Genomic DNA, 17,735 nt, shown 5'->3' on the forward strand with positions numbered 1-17,735 from the left:
GTATCGGAGACTTCAGCGGTTTTTTTTATTTATTCTTTGGCTTCTTGTAAGACCTTGATCGTTTCGATCTTCACTGGCTCAACCGGTTGAGAATTCTCACCATTGCCAGAGTCTTGGGTTTCTGCTTGCGCAATTTTATCTACGACATCCATGCCTTCGATCACTTGACCAAAAACGGTATAGCTACCGTCCAATTGTGGTGTTCCACCATTTTTGTAGGCTTCGATGATTTTTTCAGGATAGTGTTGGATCGCTAGACCGTCGGATACGTCTTGATCATTTTGAACGATGTAGAATTGACTGCCTTGGCTGTTTGGCGCACTTGATTTTGCCATTGCCAATGCGCCTCGCAAGTGATAAAGCTGGTTCGAGTATTCTTCGCCGAATCCTTCGCCCCATATGCTTTCTCCGCCAGTGCCATCACCATTAGGGTCGCCCCCTTGGATCATAAACTCTTCTACGACACGATGGAAAGTCAAGCCGTCATAATAACCATCTTTGGCATGGGTCAAAAAGTTTTCGACTGCTTTGGGCGCGATCTCTGGGAAAAGTTTGATTTTGATCGAGCCTTCTTCCGTCACCATTTCAACTAAAGCTTCATTCTCTTGCACATCCGTTGATAATTGCGGCAATTCCAGGGCATTCAAGTCAACGGATTCTGAGGTCGACGTGCTTTCTGCCGAATTGCTTGATGAGGGATCGGTGGTACTTGAACCTGTACAAGCAGCTAATAATAAAAGGCTAGCAGCTGCTGTCAGTGTGAATAGGATTTTTTTCATTCTTTCATTCCTTCCAGTTTTCTTAATGATAATCATAACAAAAAAGAGACATAGAAGAAAGCGCAGATTTTGTGGAATGAGAAAGAAACAGGCGGAAAGGTGTAGACCACTTTTTAGATGTTTGCTATAATGAAAGAGGATTCATTATAATAAACGGATAGAATTTACAGGAGGTTTTTTTGATGGGAAAATTAGGGATATCGATTTATCCAGAGCGCTCAACGTTTGAAAAGGACAAAGCGTATTTAGACTTGGCACACAAATACGGCTTTAAACGGGTATTTACCAGTTTGCTGCAAATCAACGATGACAAAGAAAAAGTCTTGGCAGACTTTAAACAAGTCGTGGATTATGCCAATCAGTTAGGAATGGAAGTCATGGTAGATATCAATCCTGGTTTATTCGAACAGCTAGGTATTTCTTATGATGATTTATCCTTCTTTGATGAGATGGGGGCTTACGGTGTTCGGTTAGATATTGGTTTTACTGGTTCAGAAGAAGCCAAAATGACGCGTAATCCTTACGGGATTAAAATCGAAATCAATATGAGCAGTGGTACGAGCTACGTGGATAACATCATGAGTTATTCGCCTAATAATGAAAATTTACTAGGCTCGCATAACTTCTATCCTCATCGCTATTCAGGGTTGGGCTACGACCATTTCGTTTTTTGTTCGGAAAAATTCCGCAAATACAATTTAAATACGATGGCTTTCGTGAATTCTCACGAAGCTGATTTCGGTCCATGGCCAACACAAGATGGTTTATGCTCTTTGGAAGATCATCGTGATCTGCCACTAGCTACGCAAGTCAAACATTTAGTGTTGACTGGCTTGATCGATGATATCTCTGTTGGAAATGCCTATGCTTCAGAAGCAGAATTGGCAGCAATGGCTGAAGCGTTTCACGCGGATTATCCGACATTAAGAGTCGATGTCGTTGACGGAATCACTGAAGATGAACGAATTTGTCTCTTCGATAATCTGCACAGCTATCGAGGAGATCGTTCGGAATATATCTTGCGTTCAACGATGACGCGGATCTATTATAAAGACAAGGAATTTCCACCTCATGATACCCGTGATATGGTAAGAGGGGATGTCTTGATCGATAATGCTGGCTATGGACAATACAAAGGGGAGACGCAAATCGCCTTGAAAGCAATGAAAAATGATGGTCGAGTCAATGTCGTTGGTAAGATCGCTGATGAGGAACTATTCTTATTAGAATTTTTGAAACCTTGGTCAAGTTTTAAATTGGTCGAAAATAACTAATTACCACGAAAATCAACCATTGCCAACAAAGATTGTTGGCAATGGTTTTCTTTTTGGGCGCTTGCGATTGACAAACATGAGCAAAAAACGGTAATTTATGTAGTGGGTTCTTTCCTTGAGGAATGATGAAACCATAATAATATTATGTAAACTATATAACAAGAGGACGTGACAAGTGTGAAATTGCGCTGGAAGATTGCCATCGGAGTGGCTGTATTAGCAATTGCGGGGTTAGGGTATGCAGGAAACTATTTTTATGATTATGCGGTGGTTCCTTCAGAAAAAGATTTTTTGGAAGGAGATACCCCTGGTACGGATGAAAATCAGACGGGAAATGAATCGCAAAATTGGTTTACAGATCCAGCAAATCGTGAGATGTGGCAGCTAACTTCTGAAGATGATTTAAAATTATCCGCCATTTATCTACCGGCGGAGGAGAAGAATCGCGGGAAAACGGCGATCATCGCGCATGGCTATATGGGGAACGCAGAAACGATGGCGGACTACGCTAAGATGTATCATGATTTAGGCTATAATGTCTTGGTTCCAGACGCTCGAGGGCATGGTCAAAGCGAAGGAGATTATATTGGTTTTGGGTGGCACGAACGTAAGGATTATTTGCAATGGATCGATGAAGTACTCACAAAAAATGGTTCTGAAGAAACGATCACTTTGTATGGCATCAGTATGGGGGCTGCCACGGTAATGATGACCAGTGGGGAAGACTTACCGAAAAATGTCACTTCTATTATTGAAGATTGTGGGTATACCAACGTCAATGAAGAATTGGGTTATCAACTCGATCAATTGTTTGGTCTACCGGCCTTTCCATTGATGAATGTCACTAGTCTTGTCACAAAAATCCGAGCGGGGTATTTCTTCGGTGAAGCAGATGCAGTCAAACAACTGCAAAAGAATACGCGTCCGATCTTTTTTATCCATGGCGATGCGGATACGTTTGTTCCTTATTCGATGCTGGATATTTTGTATAACGCGACCGACGCACCAAAAGAAAAGTGGGTTGTTTCAGGTGCCGAGCATGCGAAAAGCTACAAAACAGATCCAGACCTTTATAAAGAAAACATTGCAGCTTTTTTGGACAAATACGATCATCCAGCAAGTGAATAAAAAAGTGCCGGTTCTAAAAAAGAACCGGCACTTTTTGCTTGACCTTTAGCTTATAAACGAGCAAATTCTTCTAGCAAGCGAATCATTTGGCAAGTAAAGCCGTATTCATTATCATACCAAGCGACGGTTTTCACCAGTTGGAAATCGCCAGCAGTGGTTACTTCTGTTTGTGTCGGATCAAAGATAGACCCTTGAGTGGTACCAATCACATCTCCAGAGACGATTTCACGGTCATCGTAACCGAATGACGGATTATCGACGGTGTGTTTTCTGATCGCTTCATTGACTTCATCGGCGGTTACTTTGGTTTTCAAAATTGAGACTAACTCTGTTAAAGAACCATCGACGACCGGAACCCGTTGGGCGTGGCCTTGTAATTTGCCATTTAATTCTGGGATAACCAAACCGATTGCTTTGGCGGCACCCGTTGAGTGAGGGATCGTGTTGTCAGCAGCGGAACGAGCGGCTCTTAAGTTTCCGCCTTTTACAGGACCATCCAATAGCATTTGAGTAGAAGTATACGCATGAACCGTCGTCATCGTACCAACTTCGATCCCGAATTCCTCATTTAAAAAGTAGGCCATTGGAGCTAAGCAGTTGGTCGTACAAGAACCTGCGGATATGATAGTATCATCCGGTGTTAACGTGTCTGAGTTGACATTGTAAACGATCGTTTTCATATTACCAGCTGGTGCGGAGATAACGACTCGTTTGACACCTGCATCAAGATGGGCCTGGGCTTTTTCTGCGGAAGTGTAAAAACCCGTACATTCTAATACGATATCGACGCCATTTTCTTTTGCCCAGGGGATTTTGCTTGCGTCTGGTTCAGCGTACACTCGGGTCTCTTTGCCATCGACAACGATAGCATTATCCGTTGCAGTAACAGTTCCAGGGTACGTGCCGTGGGTCGAGTCAAATTGCAATAAGTGTGCTAACATGACTGGACTCGTCAAATCATTGATTGCCACAACTTCAATATCGGCAGAAACTTCTCTGATCCTACGAAAAGCTAAACGTCCAATTCGTCCAAAACCATTGATTCCAACTTTTACTGTCATTTCTTGTTTCCTCCTTTGATTGTGTACTGGTACACTTAAAAGTTTGCTACGATTTCCTGTGACTGTCAAAGAATAACCCTTAAGAATTCGCGATTTCTTACGGAAACCCATGAGAAAAGATAGACAAAAGGCGTTTCGGTCGTTACAATAAAATAGACTTTCTTATTAGAGAAATAGTAACCACTTAAAGTGAGATAACTGATAATCAAAAAGTATAGAAGGTAGTAAAAAAAGAATGGAGGACAAATAATGTCCATGTTTTTAGATCAAGTGACAATCGATGTCAAAGCAGGAAAAGGCGGCGACGGGATGGTTGCTTTTCGCCGAGAGAAATATGTCCCAGACGGCGGACCCGCAGGTGGGGACGGGGGACGTGGCGGTGATGTCATTTTAGTCGTAGACGAAGGTTTGCGTACATTAATGGATTTCCGCTTTAATCGTCATTTTAAAGCGCAACCCGGGGAAAATGGCATGAGTAAAGGAATGCACGGCCGTGGCTCAGATGATACTTACATCAAAGTACCCCAAGGCACCACCGTTCGTGATGCTGAAACAGGTGCCTTATTAGGTGATTTGATTGAGCAAGGTCAAACATTAGTAATCGCAAAAGGCGGGCGGGGCGGCCGTGGGAACATTCGGTTTGCTTCTCCAAAAAATCCAGCCCCAGAATTAGCAGAGAACGGAGAACCCGGTCAAGAAAGAAAGATCGAGCTCGAACTAAAAGTCTTAGCAGATGTTGGTTTAGTTGGTTTCCCTTCAGTTGGGAAGTCAACATTACTCTCTGTGATTTCGTCTGCTCGTCCAAAAATCGGCGCGTATCATTTTACAACACTGGTACCAAATTTAGGCATGGTAACGACCACTGATGGTCGTAGTTTTGCAGTAGCCGATCTGCCTGGCTTGATCGAAGGTGCTTCGCAAGGTGTTGGTTTAGGGACTCAGTTTTTACGTCATATCGAACGGACGCGGGTTATTTTACATGTGATCGATATGAGCGGCATGGAAGGGCGCGATCCATATGAAGACTATTTATCCATCAACAATGAATTGTTGACCCATAACTTGCGCTTACTAGAACGCCCACAGATCATCGTTGCCAATAAGATGGATATGCCGGATGCTGAAGAAAACCTAGCCCTTTTCAAAGAGCAGCTGGCAAAAGAAAAAACGGATGAGTTCGCGGATGAACCAATGATTTTCCCAATCTCTGGTGTCACTCGTAAGGGAATCGATGCCTTGCTGAATGCGACAGCGGATCTATTGGAAGTCACTCCTGAGTTCCTCTTGTACGATGAAGAAATCGAAGAAGATGTGGTTCATTACGGCTTCCAATCGGATGAACCGGAGTTTGCAATCGATCGCGATCCTGATGCAACTTGGATCTTGAGCGGTGAGAAAATCGAAAAACTATTCCAAATGACGAACTTTGATCACGATGAGACTGTGATGCGTTTTGCTCGTCAATTACGTGGATTGGGTGTCGATGAAGCATTGCGTGCGAGAGGTGCCAAAGACGGTGATATTGTGCGTATCGGTAATTTTGAATTTGAGTTTGTCGAATAAGCGTTTAAAAGAACATCATTTTTTTAAAAAAATCCTTCATAGTTGAATTGGTTTTGACTGCCGATCATTGATTTTCTCTAAGAAATCAATGATCAGCAGTCTTTTTGGTTTCTTTTTTCATTTAAATGATTTACTGTTAAAATAAAGAAAAGAACAAATAAACCAAAGGGAGCGATTTTTATGTCAAAACGAGTCATTGTAATGAACTTTGATGCTAGTGCCAAAGCGTATCAAGCCTTTTCTGAAGTGAAACGGATGCATATGGAACGAAAGATCAAAGGAGAGCAAATGGCGGTTCTTACCCACACCAATGAAGGCGTGCATCAATTTAAAGTCGAGGATTTTCTTGATTTTACTGGAAACAATAAGACATCAACTGGTGGTTTGATCGGGATGCTCGTTGGTGTGTTAGGTGGGCCTTTGGGAATCATGCTGGGCTGGTTTGGCGGTAGTATGATCGGTGCTACTCGTGACGCAAAAGAGATCCAAAATGCGCAAATGCTCTTCGAACACGTCGGAAACCAAATTGGTGTAGGCGATACGGGGTTATTATTGATTGCCGATGAAGAGGACAATCGTCCTTTGAACCAACTGATCATGAATGAATTAGGCGGTGACATCACTCGTTTTGACTACGATGATGTCGAGGCAGAGATCGAGACGGCCAAAAAAGTCGAAGAATCCACCAAGGCACGTGTTCAAGAGGATTGGAAAAATTCCCATAACGATGAATCCGATAGCCAATCCGAGAAATAAAAACCGCAAGCTTCAATTGCAACTTGATTTCTTTTCCGCTAAAATTGGAAAGAGATGAAAGGAAAGAAGCTTATGGAATTAGAATTTTTAGGAACAGGTGCTGGAGTGCCTGCGAAACATCGAAACGTGACCAGCACTGCGTTACGATTATTAGATGAACGCAATGCCGTTTGGCTTTTTGATTGTGGCGAAGGGACACAAATGCAGATCTTGCATTCTACGATTAGACCGAGAAAGATTGAAAAAATCTTTATTACCCATCTTCATGGTGATCATATTTATGGATTGCCAGGATTGATCAGCAGCCGCTCCTTTCAAGGCGGAGACACACCTCTAGAGATTTATGGACCCAAGGGGATCAAAGCATACATTCAAACCGTTTTGCGGATTTCTCAGACGAAAGTCAGCTATCCATTGCATTTTTTTGAGATTGAAGAAGTAGGGATTCTTTTTAAAGATCAGCAATTTGAAGTATCTTGTCTGCGCCTTGATCACGGGATTGATAGTTTTGGCTATCGTATTGTCGAAGCAAGCCATCAAGGGGAGTTGCAAGTGCAAGCATTGCTTGAACTTGGGCTGAAACCTGGTCCTGTCTTCGGACGTTTGAAAAAAGGTGAAGTAGTTACCCTCGATGATGGTCGTCAAATCAATGGAGCTGATTTTTTAGGTCAAGCCAAAAAAGGACGGATCGTGACAATATTAGGTGACACCCGTAAATGTCAAAACGCCGTGCTTTTAGCGAAAGATGCGGATGTTTTGGTACATGAAAGTACCTTCAACAAAGAAGAAGCCAAGTTGGCTCGCGCTTATTTTCATTCGACGACGCGACAAGCTGCTGAAGTTGCCCAAGAAGCTCACGCCAAGCGTTTGCTATTGACCCATATCAGCGCGCGCTATGTTGGCAAAGATATTACAAATTTAGTAAATGAAGCAAAAGAAGTATTTCCGAATACGTTGATCGTCAAAGATTTTGATGTTGTCGAGATCCCTTTTGCCGGAGAGGAAGAATCAGATGAACTTGGAGAATAAAGTTGTCGTTGTAACAGGTGGTTCTGCCGGACTTGGAGAACAAATCTGTTATGAAGCCGCAAAACGTGGTGCGATCGTCGTGACTTGTGCCCGGAGGACGAATTTGATCGGAAAAGTCAAAGAACAATGTATGGAATTAAGCGGCAAAGAAGCGTATGCGTTTCAATTGGACGTAGCAAATCCTGAAAGCGTGGAGCGCTTATTAGAAAAAATCAGTGAGAAAGTCGGAAAGATCGATGTCTTTGTCAATAATGCTGGCTACGGGATCTTTCAAGAGTTTACAGAGATGGATCCTGCGGTCATCCGTAATATGTTTGAAGTCAATGTACTTGGGATGATGGTTTTGACTCAGCAAGTTGCGATTCAAATGGGTGAACAAAAGCATGGTCATATCATAAACGTTGCTTCAATTGCGGGTAAGATCGCTACGCCGAAGACCGCAGTTTACTCTGCAACGAAATTTGCTGTACTTGGTTTTTCTAACGCCTTACGTTTAGAACTAAAACCACTGGGGATCAACGTAACAACGGTCAACCCAGGGCCGATCGAAACGGCATTCTTTGACCAAGCAGATCCTAGCGGTAGTTACTTATCATCGGTGGGCAGCCTTGTCCTTGAACCAAACAAATTGGCACAAACGATCGTCAAAGCCATGATTCATCCAAAACGAGAAATCAATCGCCCACATATTTTAGGGGCGGCAGCAAAACTGTATACACTGTTTCCTGCAATCGGGGATTATATGGCAGGAACGATGTTCAACAAAAAATAGGAGTTGAAACCCATGAAAAATCAATGGCGTGTTATCGTTGGTATTTTACTGATTTTAGTGATCGTTTTATTTGCGGTTGCAAACAATATGACTGTTCCGATCAATTTTGGCTTCACAACGATTCAATCGCCACTGATCTTAGTCATTATTGGTTCTGCTTTGTTAGGCGCATTGATTTTGTTGCTGGTTTCCACAAGTGCAATGTTCCGTCAAAAAAAAGAACTAAAACAATTGAGAAAAGAGCTCTCGGATTATCGCACGAATAACGAGAAAGTTCTGCAAGATGAACGAGAAGCCTTGGAACGAGAATATATCAACAAGCAGGCGGAGTTAGCAGCTAGGCAGCAACAACTCGACGATCAAGAAGCGCAACTTTCGTCACGTGCTGCAGGCGCCTCAACGCCGCCAACGATTGATGAAGAAATGAAGTCTTTTGAATCGCAAGCCTAGAATACATGAGAGCAATTAAGAAAAGAGTTTGCCGGCGCATCGTTCGCTGCAAGCTCTTTTTTGTGACATGAAAAAATAAATTGTTTCTTTCGTTGTTTTTCCTTTTTACATAAACTTTGCTATAATAACCTAGTTAGGAGTGATTTGGTGAAACGTGCAAATTTTCATTGGGTGCTACCGCAAGATAGCGAAGCTACCCCTGTATTTAAAGAATTGATCCAAGCAAGAAAGATTCCTGAGCGCATCGGCGCGTTGCTATGGCAAAGAAATATTCGAACAGCAGAAGCGCTAGACGCTTTTTTATCAACGGATCTGCAATACCTTCATGATCCGTTTCTCTTTCATGATATGGATAAGGCCGTGGAACGGATCCATGAAGCCATTTTAAATGGTGAGCGGATCTTGATTTATGGCGACTATGACGCAGATGGGATTACGAGCACCACCGTATTAAAAGAAACACTGGAGTTGCTAGGGGCTGAAGCTGAATATTATCTGCCCAATCGCTTTTCAGATGGGTATGGTCCCAACATAACTGTCTATCAAGATAAAATTGCGGCAGGGACGCAATTGATCATCACCGTTGATAATGGGGTATCTGGACATGAGGCAATTGCTTATGCTCAAGGGCAAGGGGTCGATGTGATCGTGACGGATCACCATGAACTTCCTGCAGAACTCCCAGAAGCCTTTGCCATCGTTCATCCCCGTCACCCTGAAGGAAACTATCCGTTTGGTGATTTAGCGGGAGTCGGTGTCGCATTTAAAGTGGCTTGTGCCCTATTAGAAGAAGTGCCCGTCGAACTGCTGGACCTTGTTGCAATTGGGACGATTGCTGATATGGTTTCTTTGACAGATGAGAATCGACTACTAGTCAGCAATGGCCTGAAAATGATCCAACAAACTGATCGGCTTGGTTTGAATGAGTTGTTGACGGTCAGTGGGTTGAAAAAACGAACAGTCAACGAAACCGATATTGGTTTTGCTGTTGGCCCCCGCCTCAATGCAATTGGTCGGTTGGAAGATCCTAATCCTGCTGTTCGTTTGTTAACCACATTTGATGAAGAAGAAGCAGTAACCTTAGCCAAGACATTAGATACGATCAATCAGCAGCGAAAAACTTTCGTTGAAGAAATCATGAAAGAAGCGCAAGAAAAAATCGACCCTGCCAATCATGTTCATCTGGTCGTAGGTGATAACTGGCACGAAGGGGTTTTAGGAATCGTAGCTGGACGTATCATGCAAAGTACCGGACAGCCCGTGATCGTTTTGACCAAAAAAGAAAATGGGTTAGCAAAAGGGTCAGGTAGAAGTGTCGCTGCGTTGAATCTATTTGAAATGTTGGCTACGATGAAAGACATGTTTACCAGTTTTGGTGGTCATCATGCGGCGGTCGGCTTAAGTATCCCGATTGATCATTTGGACATGCTACAAGCTCAGATGAATCGCTATGTGGAAGAAAATGGAATTGATCTTAGTCAGGGAATCCCCTTAGCGATCGATGAGGAACTGCCATTGGCGGAAGTATCGATCAACTTTATTGAGTCTTTAAACGTTTTAGCGCCTTTCGGAACGGACAATCCGTTACCGAAATTTCTGTTTTCCAATTTATCGACTCAAAATGCCCGCCAGATTGGTACCGAAAACCAGCACTTGAAGTTAGTGATGACAGATGAGTCCAATCTACAGCTAGATGTGATTGGCTTTGGTTTTGGAAAAGACTCAGTAGAGTTTGAAAATGATCGACTATCGATCGTCGGTCAGCTTTCAATCAATGAATGGAATGGCAACAAAAAACCGCAGCTGATGTTGGATGACTTTGCAGTGGAAGGGCTGCAGTTGTTTGATTATCGTTCGAAAAGGAGTCGGCAAGGTGTCTCTCTGGGAAATGAAACATTAGGGGTCGTTTTCAATAAGAAACTGCCTCGAGAGCTGCAAGGATTTTGTGGACAAACGATCTTATTCGACTCGGTGGCTGCTGTGAAAGATACATTTTGTGCTGGTCCGTTCCAAGAGATCGCGTTTTTAGATTGTCCTGCTGATTCTGCTGTGATCAAAGAGGTCGTTCAAGCGCTTCATGCTTCAAGAATTGCGTTTGTGTTTTACTCGACGGAAGATGCCTATTTAGATGGGGTTGGCACCAGAGAGCAATATGGTCGGCTTTTTCAATTGATCAAGCAGCAGCCTCGTTTGGATATTCGCTACAAATTAAAGATGGTCGCTGACTATCTAAAAATTCCAGAAAAATTACTTATTTTTATGATTCAGGTGTTTTCTGAGCTGGAATTTGTTACAATACAAGATGGTGTTTTGAATAAAACGGCTGATCCTGTTTCTCGTCCGCTGACAGAGAGTCATTTGTATCAGCAACGACAAAAAATGATCAAAACAGAAGAATTTTTATTAATGAGTGATTTATCAACCCTACGTCAGTGGTTGACAGTCTAGGAGGAAAAAAAATGGATTTAAAAGAGTATATTGCTAGTATTCCGGATTATCCCCAAGAGGGAATTATTTTTCGGGACATCTCGCCGTTAATGGCTGATGGAGAAGCGTATCGTTATGCGACACAGCAGATCGTTGAGTATGCACAAGAAAAAGGCATCGATATGGTGGTAGGACCAGAAGCCCGCGGATTTATCGTTGGTTGTCCAGTTGCGTACCAGTTAGGTGTCGGCTTTGCCCCAGTACGTAAAAAAGGCAAATTGCCACGGGAAACCATTGAAGCAGAGTATGAAAAAGAGTATGGCGTGGATGTTTTGACGTTGCATGCCGATGCTATCAAACCAGGACAACGTGTCTTGATCTGTGACGATCTACTAGCAACTGGTGGAACGATCAAAGCAACGATTGAACTCGTAGAAAAACTAGGCGGTATCGTTGTGGGCTGTGCCTTTTTGATCGAACTAATGGATTTACATGGAAGAGACAAAATCCAAGGTGTTGAAATCAAGACGTTAATGGAATACTAAAAAAGAAGAAACAAAAAAGGACTCGCAGGAGTCCTTTTTTGTTTCTTCTGCCTTATGGCGTATGTAGGGGAAGGATCATGGTTCGTAACGATAAAAATCATGATCGTGATAATAATGGCGGTTACGTTTGCGCTCTGCTTGGCGGAATTTCTTTTCATCCCAAAGCATGAACCAAAGCATCATTAGAGGGCAAAAAATCAGAACAGCACTTAAAACGCCAAAATAGCCAATAACAATTCCCATCAATAATACCCACAACATAAAACCAAATCGACGAACTGCTTTCATCTCATTCACTCCTTAAATAATACGAACTTATGTTTGTATACTTATTATACGAATGTTTGTTCGCTTTGTAAAGAGGAAAGAAAAAAATCTTCGTAAAAACGAAGATTTCCTAGTCAGCTCGTTGAGCATCAAAGCAGATGTCGATACAACCCAACAACCAATCCTAAAATCGTTACGTCAGGCAAAATGATTGGTTCTAAGTAATCATTTTCCGGTTGTAAACGAATGTAATTCTTTTCTTTATAGAATCGTTTGCAAGTAGCTTCATCTTCATCTGTCATAGCGATCACAATATCACCATTTTGCGCACTTTGTTGTTTGCGAACGATCACTTGATCGCCGTCAAGGATGCCAGCATTGATCATACTTTCTCCTCGGATCGTCAACATAAACAAACTACCGGTACTATTTGCTAAATCTGGCGGAATCGGAAAGAAATCGGATGCATCTTCCACTGCTAAAATCGGTTCTCCCGCAGTTACGACACCAAGCATCGGAATGGATGCTGGCTGAACATCGATTTTTTCAAGACCGGAAGCAGTTAATTCAATGGCTCTGGGTTTTGTAGGATCTCGTAAGATCAACCCCTTTTTTTCAAGTCGGGACAAATGGCCATGAACAGTTGAGGTAGAAGATAACTGAACGGCTTCGCCAATTTCGCGAACAGTCGGCGGATAGCCTTTTTCAGTGACACGGGTATGAATGAACTTAAGAATTTCGATTTGTCGATTTTCTGTTCGTTTTGCCAAAACTGACACCTTCTTTCATTTGATAACATTAGTGTACCATAGGTATATCGAATATTCAAACAAATGTTCGCTTTTTACACTATTGTTTTTATTCGCTAGTTTGTAGTAAAATCAAGAGGGAAAAGGAGGAACGAATATGCTATCTCAAGAAAAATTAGCTCGAATCAATGAACTTGCCAACAAGAAAAAAACAGAGGGATTGACTGAGGCAGAAACGAACGAACAAAAAGTTCTACGTGACGAGTATTTAACCGCCTTTCGTGGAGGAATGCGTCACCATATCGAAGGAATGAAGATCGTTGATCCTGAAGGTGCTGATGTGACACCAGAGAAATTAAAAGAGATTCAAAAGAAAAAAGGTCTCCACGGCAGATAATTGTGAATTCCTTTTCATTGCTATTGAAATAAGCATCTGGATCACGTATAATAAAAGATGTAATAAAGGTAAAAAAAACCTAAATTAGGAGGAACTACCATTGTTTGATAAAATCGATCAATTAGGAGTGAACACCCTTCGTACATTAAGTATCGAAGCCGTACAAAAAGCCAATTCAGGACATCCGGGATTACCAATGGGGGCAGCACCCATGGCCTATGCCTTGTGGACCAAACACTTGAAAGTCAATCCAACGACTTCTCGCAAGTGGGTGGATCGTGACCGTTTTGTTTTGTCTGCTGGACACGGTTCGGCGTTATTGTACAGCTTGTTGCATGTGTCTGGTTACGATGTGACCATTGAGGATCTAAAAAACTTCCGTCAATGGGATAGCCGCACGCCAGGACATCCAGAAGTCGATCACACAGACGGCGTGGAAGCAACCACTGGACCTTTAGGACAAGGGATCGCTATGGCAGTCGGTATGGCAATGGCCGAAGCCCACTTGGCTGCAACCTACAATCGCGACAAGTATCAAGTCATCGATCACTATACCTATGCCTTATGTGGCGATGGGGATTTGATGGAAGGTGTTTCGCAAGAAGCGGCATCCATGGCGGGTCACATGAAATTAGACAAACTGATCGTCTTGTACGATTCAAACGACATTTCCCTAGATGGTCCGACCTCAAAAGCCTTTACAGAAAATGTCGGTGCGCGTTTTGAGGCGTATGGCTGGCAACACATTCTCGTTGAAGACGGCAATGATTTAGAAGCGATCTCGAAAGCGATCGACGAAGCAAAAGCTGAAAGCGACAAACCAACCTTGATCGAAATCAAGACTGTGATCGGATACGGTGCGCCAAATCAAGGCACCTCTGCTGTTCATGGTGCGCCGATCGGTGCCGAAGGCATTTCTGCAGCCAAAGCGATTTATGGCTGGGAATACCCAGAATTTACCGTACCTGAAGAAGTTGCCGCGCGCTTCAAAGAAACCATGATCGATGAAGGGCAAAAAGCTGAAGCCGCTTGGAACGAAACCTTCCGTGCCTATGAAGCAGCCTACCCAGAACTTGCGGCGCAATTCAAACAAGCCTTTGCGGGTGAATTGCCAGCAGATTGGGATGCAACATTACCAAGCTACGAAGTTGGCAGCTCACAAGCTAGTCGAGTATCCAGCAAAGAGATGATCCAAGCCTTATCCAAAGCCGTCCCTAGTCTCTGGGGTGGATCGGCTGACCTTTCTGGATCCAACAACACGATGGTGGCAGCAGAAAAAGACTTTGAACCTGGCCAATACGAAGGCCGCAACATTTGGTTTGGTGTCCGAGAATTTGCGATGGCGGCAGCGATGAACGGAATCCAATTGCATGGCGGTACGCGAATCTATGGCGGAACCTTCTTCGTCTTCGTTGATTACTTGCGTCCAGCGGTGCGCTTGTCTGCGATCCAGCATGCACCTGTGATCTATGTCTTGACGCATGACTCCGTGGCGGTGGGAGAAGATGGACCGACGCATGAGCCAATCGAGCAATTAGCCAGCGTCCGGTGCATGCCAAATGTCCAAGTGATTCGTCCAGCAGACGGCAATGAAACCCGTGCTGCCTGGAAATTGGCCATGACGACAACGGATAAACCAACGGTCTTAGTCTTAAGCCGACAAAATCTACCAGTGATCGAAGGCACGCAAACCGGTGCGGATGAAAATGTCGCAAAAGGTGGCTACGTGATTTCAAAACAAGCTGGTGAAACACCAGCGGGGATTTTGATCGCCACAGGTTCTGAAGTGAATCTTGCGGTTCAAGCACAAGCTAAATTGGCAGAAGAAGGCATCGATGTATCGGTGGTCTCCTTACCAAGCTTTGATCTGTTTGAAGCGCAAAGCTCAGAATACAAAGAAAGCGTCTTGCCAAAAGCAGTGAAGAAACGGGTAGCGATTGAAGCGGCTTCCCCATTTGGTTGGGAACGTTACACCGGTTGCCATGGAAAAGTGATCGCGATCGATCACTTCGGTGCATCAGCACCTGGCGACAAAGTATTAGCAGAATTCGGCTTTAGTGTTGAAAATGTTGTGAATACTTTTAAATCAATCGATTAATTGATCGACAATCAATCAAAGCTAGCACGTTCGAGAATCTTTTCGATTTTCGAGCGTGTTTTTTTCGAGTACTGCTCACTCTGAAAGTGCCAGAGTGACTTATTTAAGGTAGTAGTTGCTAAGATTTCTGAAAAATGGTTTCACCACAAGATATAGACTCTTTTAAATAGTAAGAGAGAAGCAATACAATTCCATTCTAATAGTTTTTTTAAAAACTTCGCAGTAATTAACAAACTGAGAGGGATGTCCAGAAAGTTTTTTAAAAGTCTTTTGTCGGGTCGGAAGTGAACATTGTTTGCACTGCTAGGCATTTTTCCGTATAATAGCTGTATTGATTTATTTGAAAAAACGTACAGTTACTGGAGGAAAAAGATGGGAAGTTATCAAACAAGAAGTGAAAGACATCATCAACCAAAGAAGACGATGAAAAGACCTAGTAAAAAGGCGGTGGTCTCTTTGATGGGTGCAGGAATGATGTTAGCGCCAATGACGGTCACTTTCGTTCCTCAACAGGTACAAGCTGCTGAGAATCAATATGCGACGCAGGACATCTCAGGGTTCATCGAACAAATTGGCTGGTCAGCACAAGATGTTGCTGCCAACAATGATCTATATGCTTCTGTGATGATCGCTCAAGCGATTTTGGAAAGCGGATATGGTTCTTCCGCATTATCCAATGCCCCCTATTACAATTTATTTGGGGTCAAAGGCAGTTACAACGGACAAAGTGTGTATATGCCTACCCAAGAGTATTTGAATGGTCAGTGGGTAGAGATGAATGAACCGTTTCGTCAATATAACTCTTATTGGGAATCGTTTCAGGATCATGCGAACGTCTTGCGAAGTACAAGTTTCGCGACAGGGACTGCTCATTACAGTGGTGTCTGGAAAAGCCAAACAACCTCATTTTATGATGCAACGAATTACTTGACGGGACGTTATGCTACCGATCCAGGTTACGCACAAAAACTGAACTGGTTGATCGAAACCTATCAGCTTACACGGTTCGATACAGGAACGACACAAAATACAGCCTGGACAAACACAACTAGCACAACGACGACCATGTATTCAGGTAGTACATCTTCAGCACAGAGCTATCAAGTTGCTTCTGGGGATACGCTTTGGGATATCGCCAACCGATTTGGAACAACCGTTGATGCGTTGATGGCATCGAATGGATTATCCAGTGAGATCATCGTTATCGGACAAGAGTTGATCGTATAAGTAAGTTAAAAACCTTAAGATGGATTGCTACAATTGCAGCCAATCTTAAGGTTTTTTTGACGTGGCAATCAAACTCTGGTCAGTGGAAATAGAACAAAGTATAAAACTATATGAAAAAAAATTTGAAATTGCTTACTTTTTATTCGCAACTCCGAGGTATTTTAGGTAGAATGGAAGAATAAGAACGGGAGGGATTTTCAATGACAAAAATCTATCAATCGGTCAATGAATTAGTTGGTCATACGCCAATCGTCAAATTAAATCATATCGTAGAAGAAGGTTCTGCTGATGTGTATGTGAAATTAGAGTTTTTCAATCCTGGGGGTAGCGTAAAGGACAGAATTGCTTTAGCCATGATTGAAAAAGCCGAAAAAAGCGGCTTATTGAAAGCCGGCGATACGATTATCGAGCCAACCTCAGGAAATACGGGGATCGGTTTAGCCATGATCGGTACGGCAAAAGGCTATCGGGTTGTGTTGGTTATGCCAGAAACGATGAGTATCGAAAGACGGAAAATCGTACAAGCTTATGGTGCAGAGTTGATTTTGACGCCTGGGTCTGAAGGGATCACAGGATCCATTAACAAAGCAAAAGAATTAGCGGAGCAAGACGGCTACTATATGCCATTACAATTTGAAAATCCAGCTAACCCAGAAATTCATGAAAAAACGACAGGAAAAGAAATTGAGGATGCATTTGAATCAAAAGGTTTAGATGCTTTTGTCGCTGGAATCGGCACTGGTGGAACGATCACTGGAGCGGGCAAAGAACTGAAGCGCGTCTATCCTAATTTGAAAATAGTTGGTGTTGAGCCTGCTGAATCTGCGATTTTAGAAGGTGGTAAGCCAGGACCGCATAAGATTCAAGGGATCGGTACTGGATTTGTCCCTAAAGTATTAGATACCGAAATTTATGATCAAGTCATTGCAATTGCCAGTGACGATGCGATGAAAACTGCACGGCAAGTTGGGATGAAAGAAGGGATTTTAGTTGGAATCTCTTCAGGGGCTGCGATCCAAGCTGCTTTACAGGTAGCAAAAGAACTAGGCAAAGGCAAAAAAGTTTTAGCAATCGTGCCTGACAATGGCGAACGTTATTTGTCCACAGCACTGTATCAGTTTGAAGACTAACAATCGAGAGAAAGCAGGCATTGAAATGTCTGCTTTTCTTTCTCGAAAAAAGGGGACGGAAGCGGGCTGAAAAAAGCGTTTTG

Annotated in this window: 17 protein-coding genes; 13 read left to right on the top strand and 4 right to left on the bottom strand. The window is 43.0% G+C overall.

The features are described 5' to 3' along the window. Window positions 1-29: 29 nt before the first annotated feature. Complete coding sequence (locus IGJ12_RS08095) at window positions 30-779, bottom strand: peptidylprolyl isomerase (protein ID WP_008381897.1); 750 nt, start codon at window positions 777-779, stop codon at window positions 30-32. Between the two features lie 182 nt (window positions 780-961). Here IGJ12_RS08095 and IGJ12_RS08100 point away from each other — a divergent pair, with 182 nt between their 5' ends. Beyond that, window positions 962-2,053, top strand: a complete 1,092-nt coding sequence (locus IGJ12_RS08100) for a DUF871 domain-containing protein (RefSeq protein WP_430619551.1) — start codon at window positions 962-964, stop codon at window positions 2,051-2,053. Window positions 2,054-2,230: 177 nt separating this feature from the next. Then, on the top strand, window positions 2,231-3,181 hold the full coding sequence (locus tag IGJ12_RS08105; RefSeq protein ID WP_086317402.1) for an alpha/beta hydrolase: 951 nt from the start codon (window positions 2,231-2,233) through the stop codon (window positions 3,179-3,181). A gap of 50 nt (window positions 3,182-3,231) precedes the next feature. Here IGJ12_RS08105 and gap read toward each other — a convergent pair whose 3' ends face one another. Next, the gene (gap, locus tag IGJ12_RS08110; RefSeq protein ID WP_042890377.1) at window positions 3,232-4,242 is read right to left on the bottom strand and encodes a type I glyceraldehyde-3-phosphate dehydrogenase; all 1,011 of its coding nucleotides are present in this window, start codon (window positions 4,240-4,242) and stop codon (window positions 3,232-3,234) included. A 249-nt stretch (window positions 4,243-4,491) separates the two neighbouring features. Between gap and obgE the strand changes: the two genes are divergently transcribed. The 7 genes from obgE to IGJ12_RS08145 all read left to right on the top strand — a co-directional run bounded on the left by obgE (window position 4,492) and on the right by IGJ12_RS08145 (window position 11,784). Then, a complete protein-coding gene (gene obgE, locus IGJ12_RS08115; RefSeq protein WP_429967174.1) occupies window positions 4,492-5,805 on the top strand; it encodes a GTPase ObgE in 1,314 nt (437 codons plus the stop codon). Between the two features lie 180 nt (window positions 5,806-5,985). Further along, window positions 5,986-6,561, top strand: coding sequence for a DUF456 domain-containing protein (locus IGJ12_RS08120; protein WP_005236092.1), 576 nt, complete (start codon window positions 5,986-5,988; stop codon window positions 6,559-6,561). A 72-nt stretch (window positions 6,562-6,633) separates the two neighbouring features. Beyond that, window positions 6,634-7,590 (top strand): ribonuclease Z, encoded by a 957-nt coding sequence (rnz, locus tag IGJ12_RS08125; protein WP_194188794.1) that lies wholly within the window; start codon window positions 6,634-6,636, stop codon window positions 7,588-7,590. After that, a complete protein-coding gene (locus IGJ12_RS08130) occupies window positions 7,574-8,362 on the top strand; it encodes an SDR family NAD(P)-dependent oxidoreductase (RefSeq protein ID WP_430619552.1) in 789 nt (262 codons plus the stop codon). The genes rnz and IGJ12_RS08130 overlap by 17 nt, the downstream gene beginning before the upstream one ends. Before the next feature lie 12 nt (window positions 8,363-8,374). Next, complete coding sequence (locus tag IGJ12_RS08135; RefSeq protein WP_005236087.1) at window positions 8,375-8,812, top strand: lipopolysaccharide assembly protein LapA domain-containing protein; 438 nt, start codon at window positions 8,375-8,377, stop codon at window positions 8,810-8,812. A 147-nt stretch (window positions 8,813-8,959) separates the two neighbouring features. Then, window positions 8,960-11,260 (top strand): single-stranded-DNA-specific exonuclease RecJ, encoded by a 2,301-nt coding sequence (gene recJ, locus IGJ12_RS08140; protein WP_194188793.1) that lies wholly within the window; start codon window positions 8,960-8,962, stop codon window positions 11,258-11,260. 11 nt (window positions 11,261-11,271) lie between these two features. Further along, on the top strand, window positions 11,272-11,784 hold the full coding sequence (locus tag IGJ12_RS08145; RefSeq protein WP_005226167.1) for an adenine phosphoribosyltransferase: 513 nt from the start codon (window positions 11,272-11,274) through the stop codon (window positions 11,782-11,784). A 75-nt stretch (window positions 11,785-11,859) separates the two neighbouring features. Here the strand turns inward: IGJ12_RS08145 and IGJ12_RS08150 are convergent, their stop codons facing one another. Together IGJ12_RS08150 and lexA are read right to left on the bottom strand one after the other, a co-directional pair. Beyond that, the gene (locus IGJ12_RS08150; RefSeq protein WP_005236082.1) at window positions 11,860-12,072 is read right to left on the bottom strand and encodes a hypothetical protein; all 213 of its coding nucleotides are present in this window, start codon (window positions 12,070-12,072) and stop codon (window positions 11,860-11,862) included. Window positions 12,073-12,200: 128 nt separating this feature from the next. Continuing rightward, complete coding sequence (gene lexA / locus IGJ12_RS08155) at window positions 12,201-12,821, bottom strand: transcriptional repressor LexA (RefSeq protein ID WP_005226165.1); 621 nt, start codon at window positions 12,819-12,821, stop codon at window positions 12,201-12,203. A gap of 136 nt (window positions 12,822-12,957) precedes the next feature. Here lexA and IGJ12_RS08160 point away from each other — a divergent pair, with 136 nt between their 5' ends. From IGJ12_RS08160 to cysK, 4 genes are all read left to right on the top strand, one after another. Continuing rightward, on the top strand, window positions 12,958-13,197 hold the full coding sequence (locus IGJ12_RS08160) for a DUF896 family protein (RefSeq protein WP_005236078.1): 240 nt from the start codon (window positions 12,958-12,960) through the stop codon (window positions 13,195-13,197). A 100-nt stretch (window positions 13,198-13,297) separates the two neighbouring features. Further along, the gene (gene tkt / locus IGJ12_RS08165; RefSeq protein ID WP_429961873.1) at window positions 13,298-15,295 is read left to right on the top strand and encodes a transketolase; all 1,998 of its coding nucleotides are present in this window, start codon (window positions 13,298-13,300) and stop codon (window positions 15,293-15,295) included. A 372-nt stretch (window positions 15,296-15,667) separates the two neighbouring features. After that, on the top strand, window positions 15,668-16,522 hold the full coding sequence (locus IGJ12_RS08170; RefSeq protein ID WP_430619553.1) for a glucosaminidase domain-containing protein: 855 nt from the start codon (window positions 15,668-15,670) through the stop codon (window positions 16,520-16,522). A 200-nt stretch (window positions 16,523-16,722) separates the two neighbouring features. Further along, window positions 16,723-17,652: a cysteine synthase A gene (gene cysK / locus IGJ12_RS08175; RefSeq protein ID WP_005236064.1), complete on the top strand. Its 930-nt coding sequence runs from the start codon at window positions 16,723-16,725 to the stop codon at window positions 17,650-17,652. The last annotated feature ends 83 nt before the right edge of the window (window positions 17,653-17,735 follow it).

This window comes from Enterococcus sp. DIV0802b, from assembly GCF_050543535.1.
Taxonomy (GTDB): domain Bacteria; phylum Bacillota; class Bacilli; order Lactobacillales; family Enterococcaceae; genus Enterococcus_D; species Enterococcus_D entomosocium.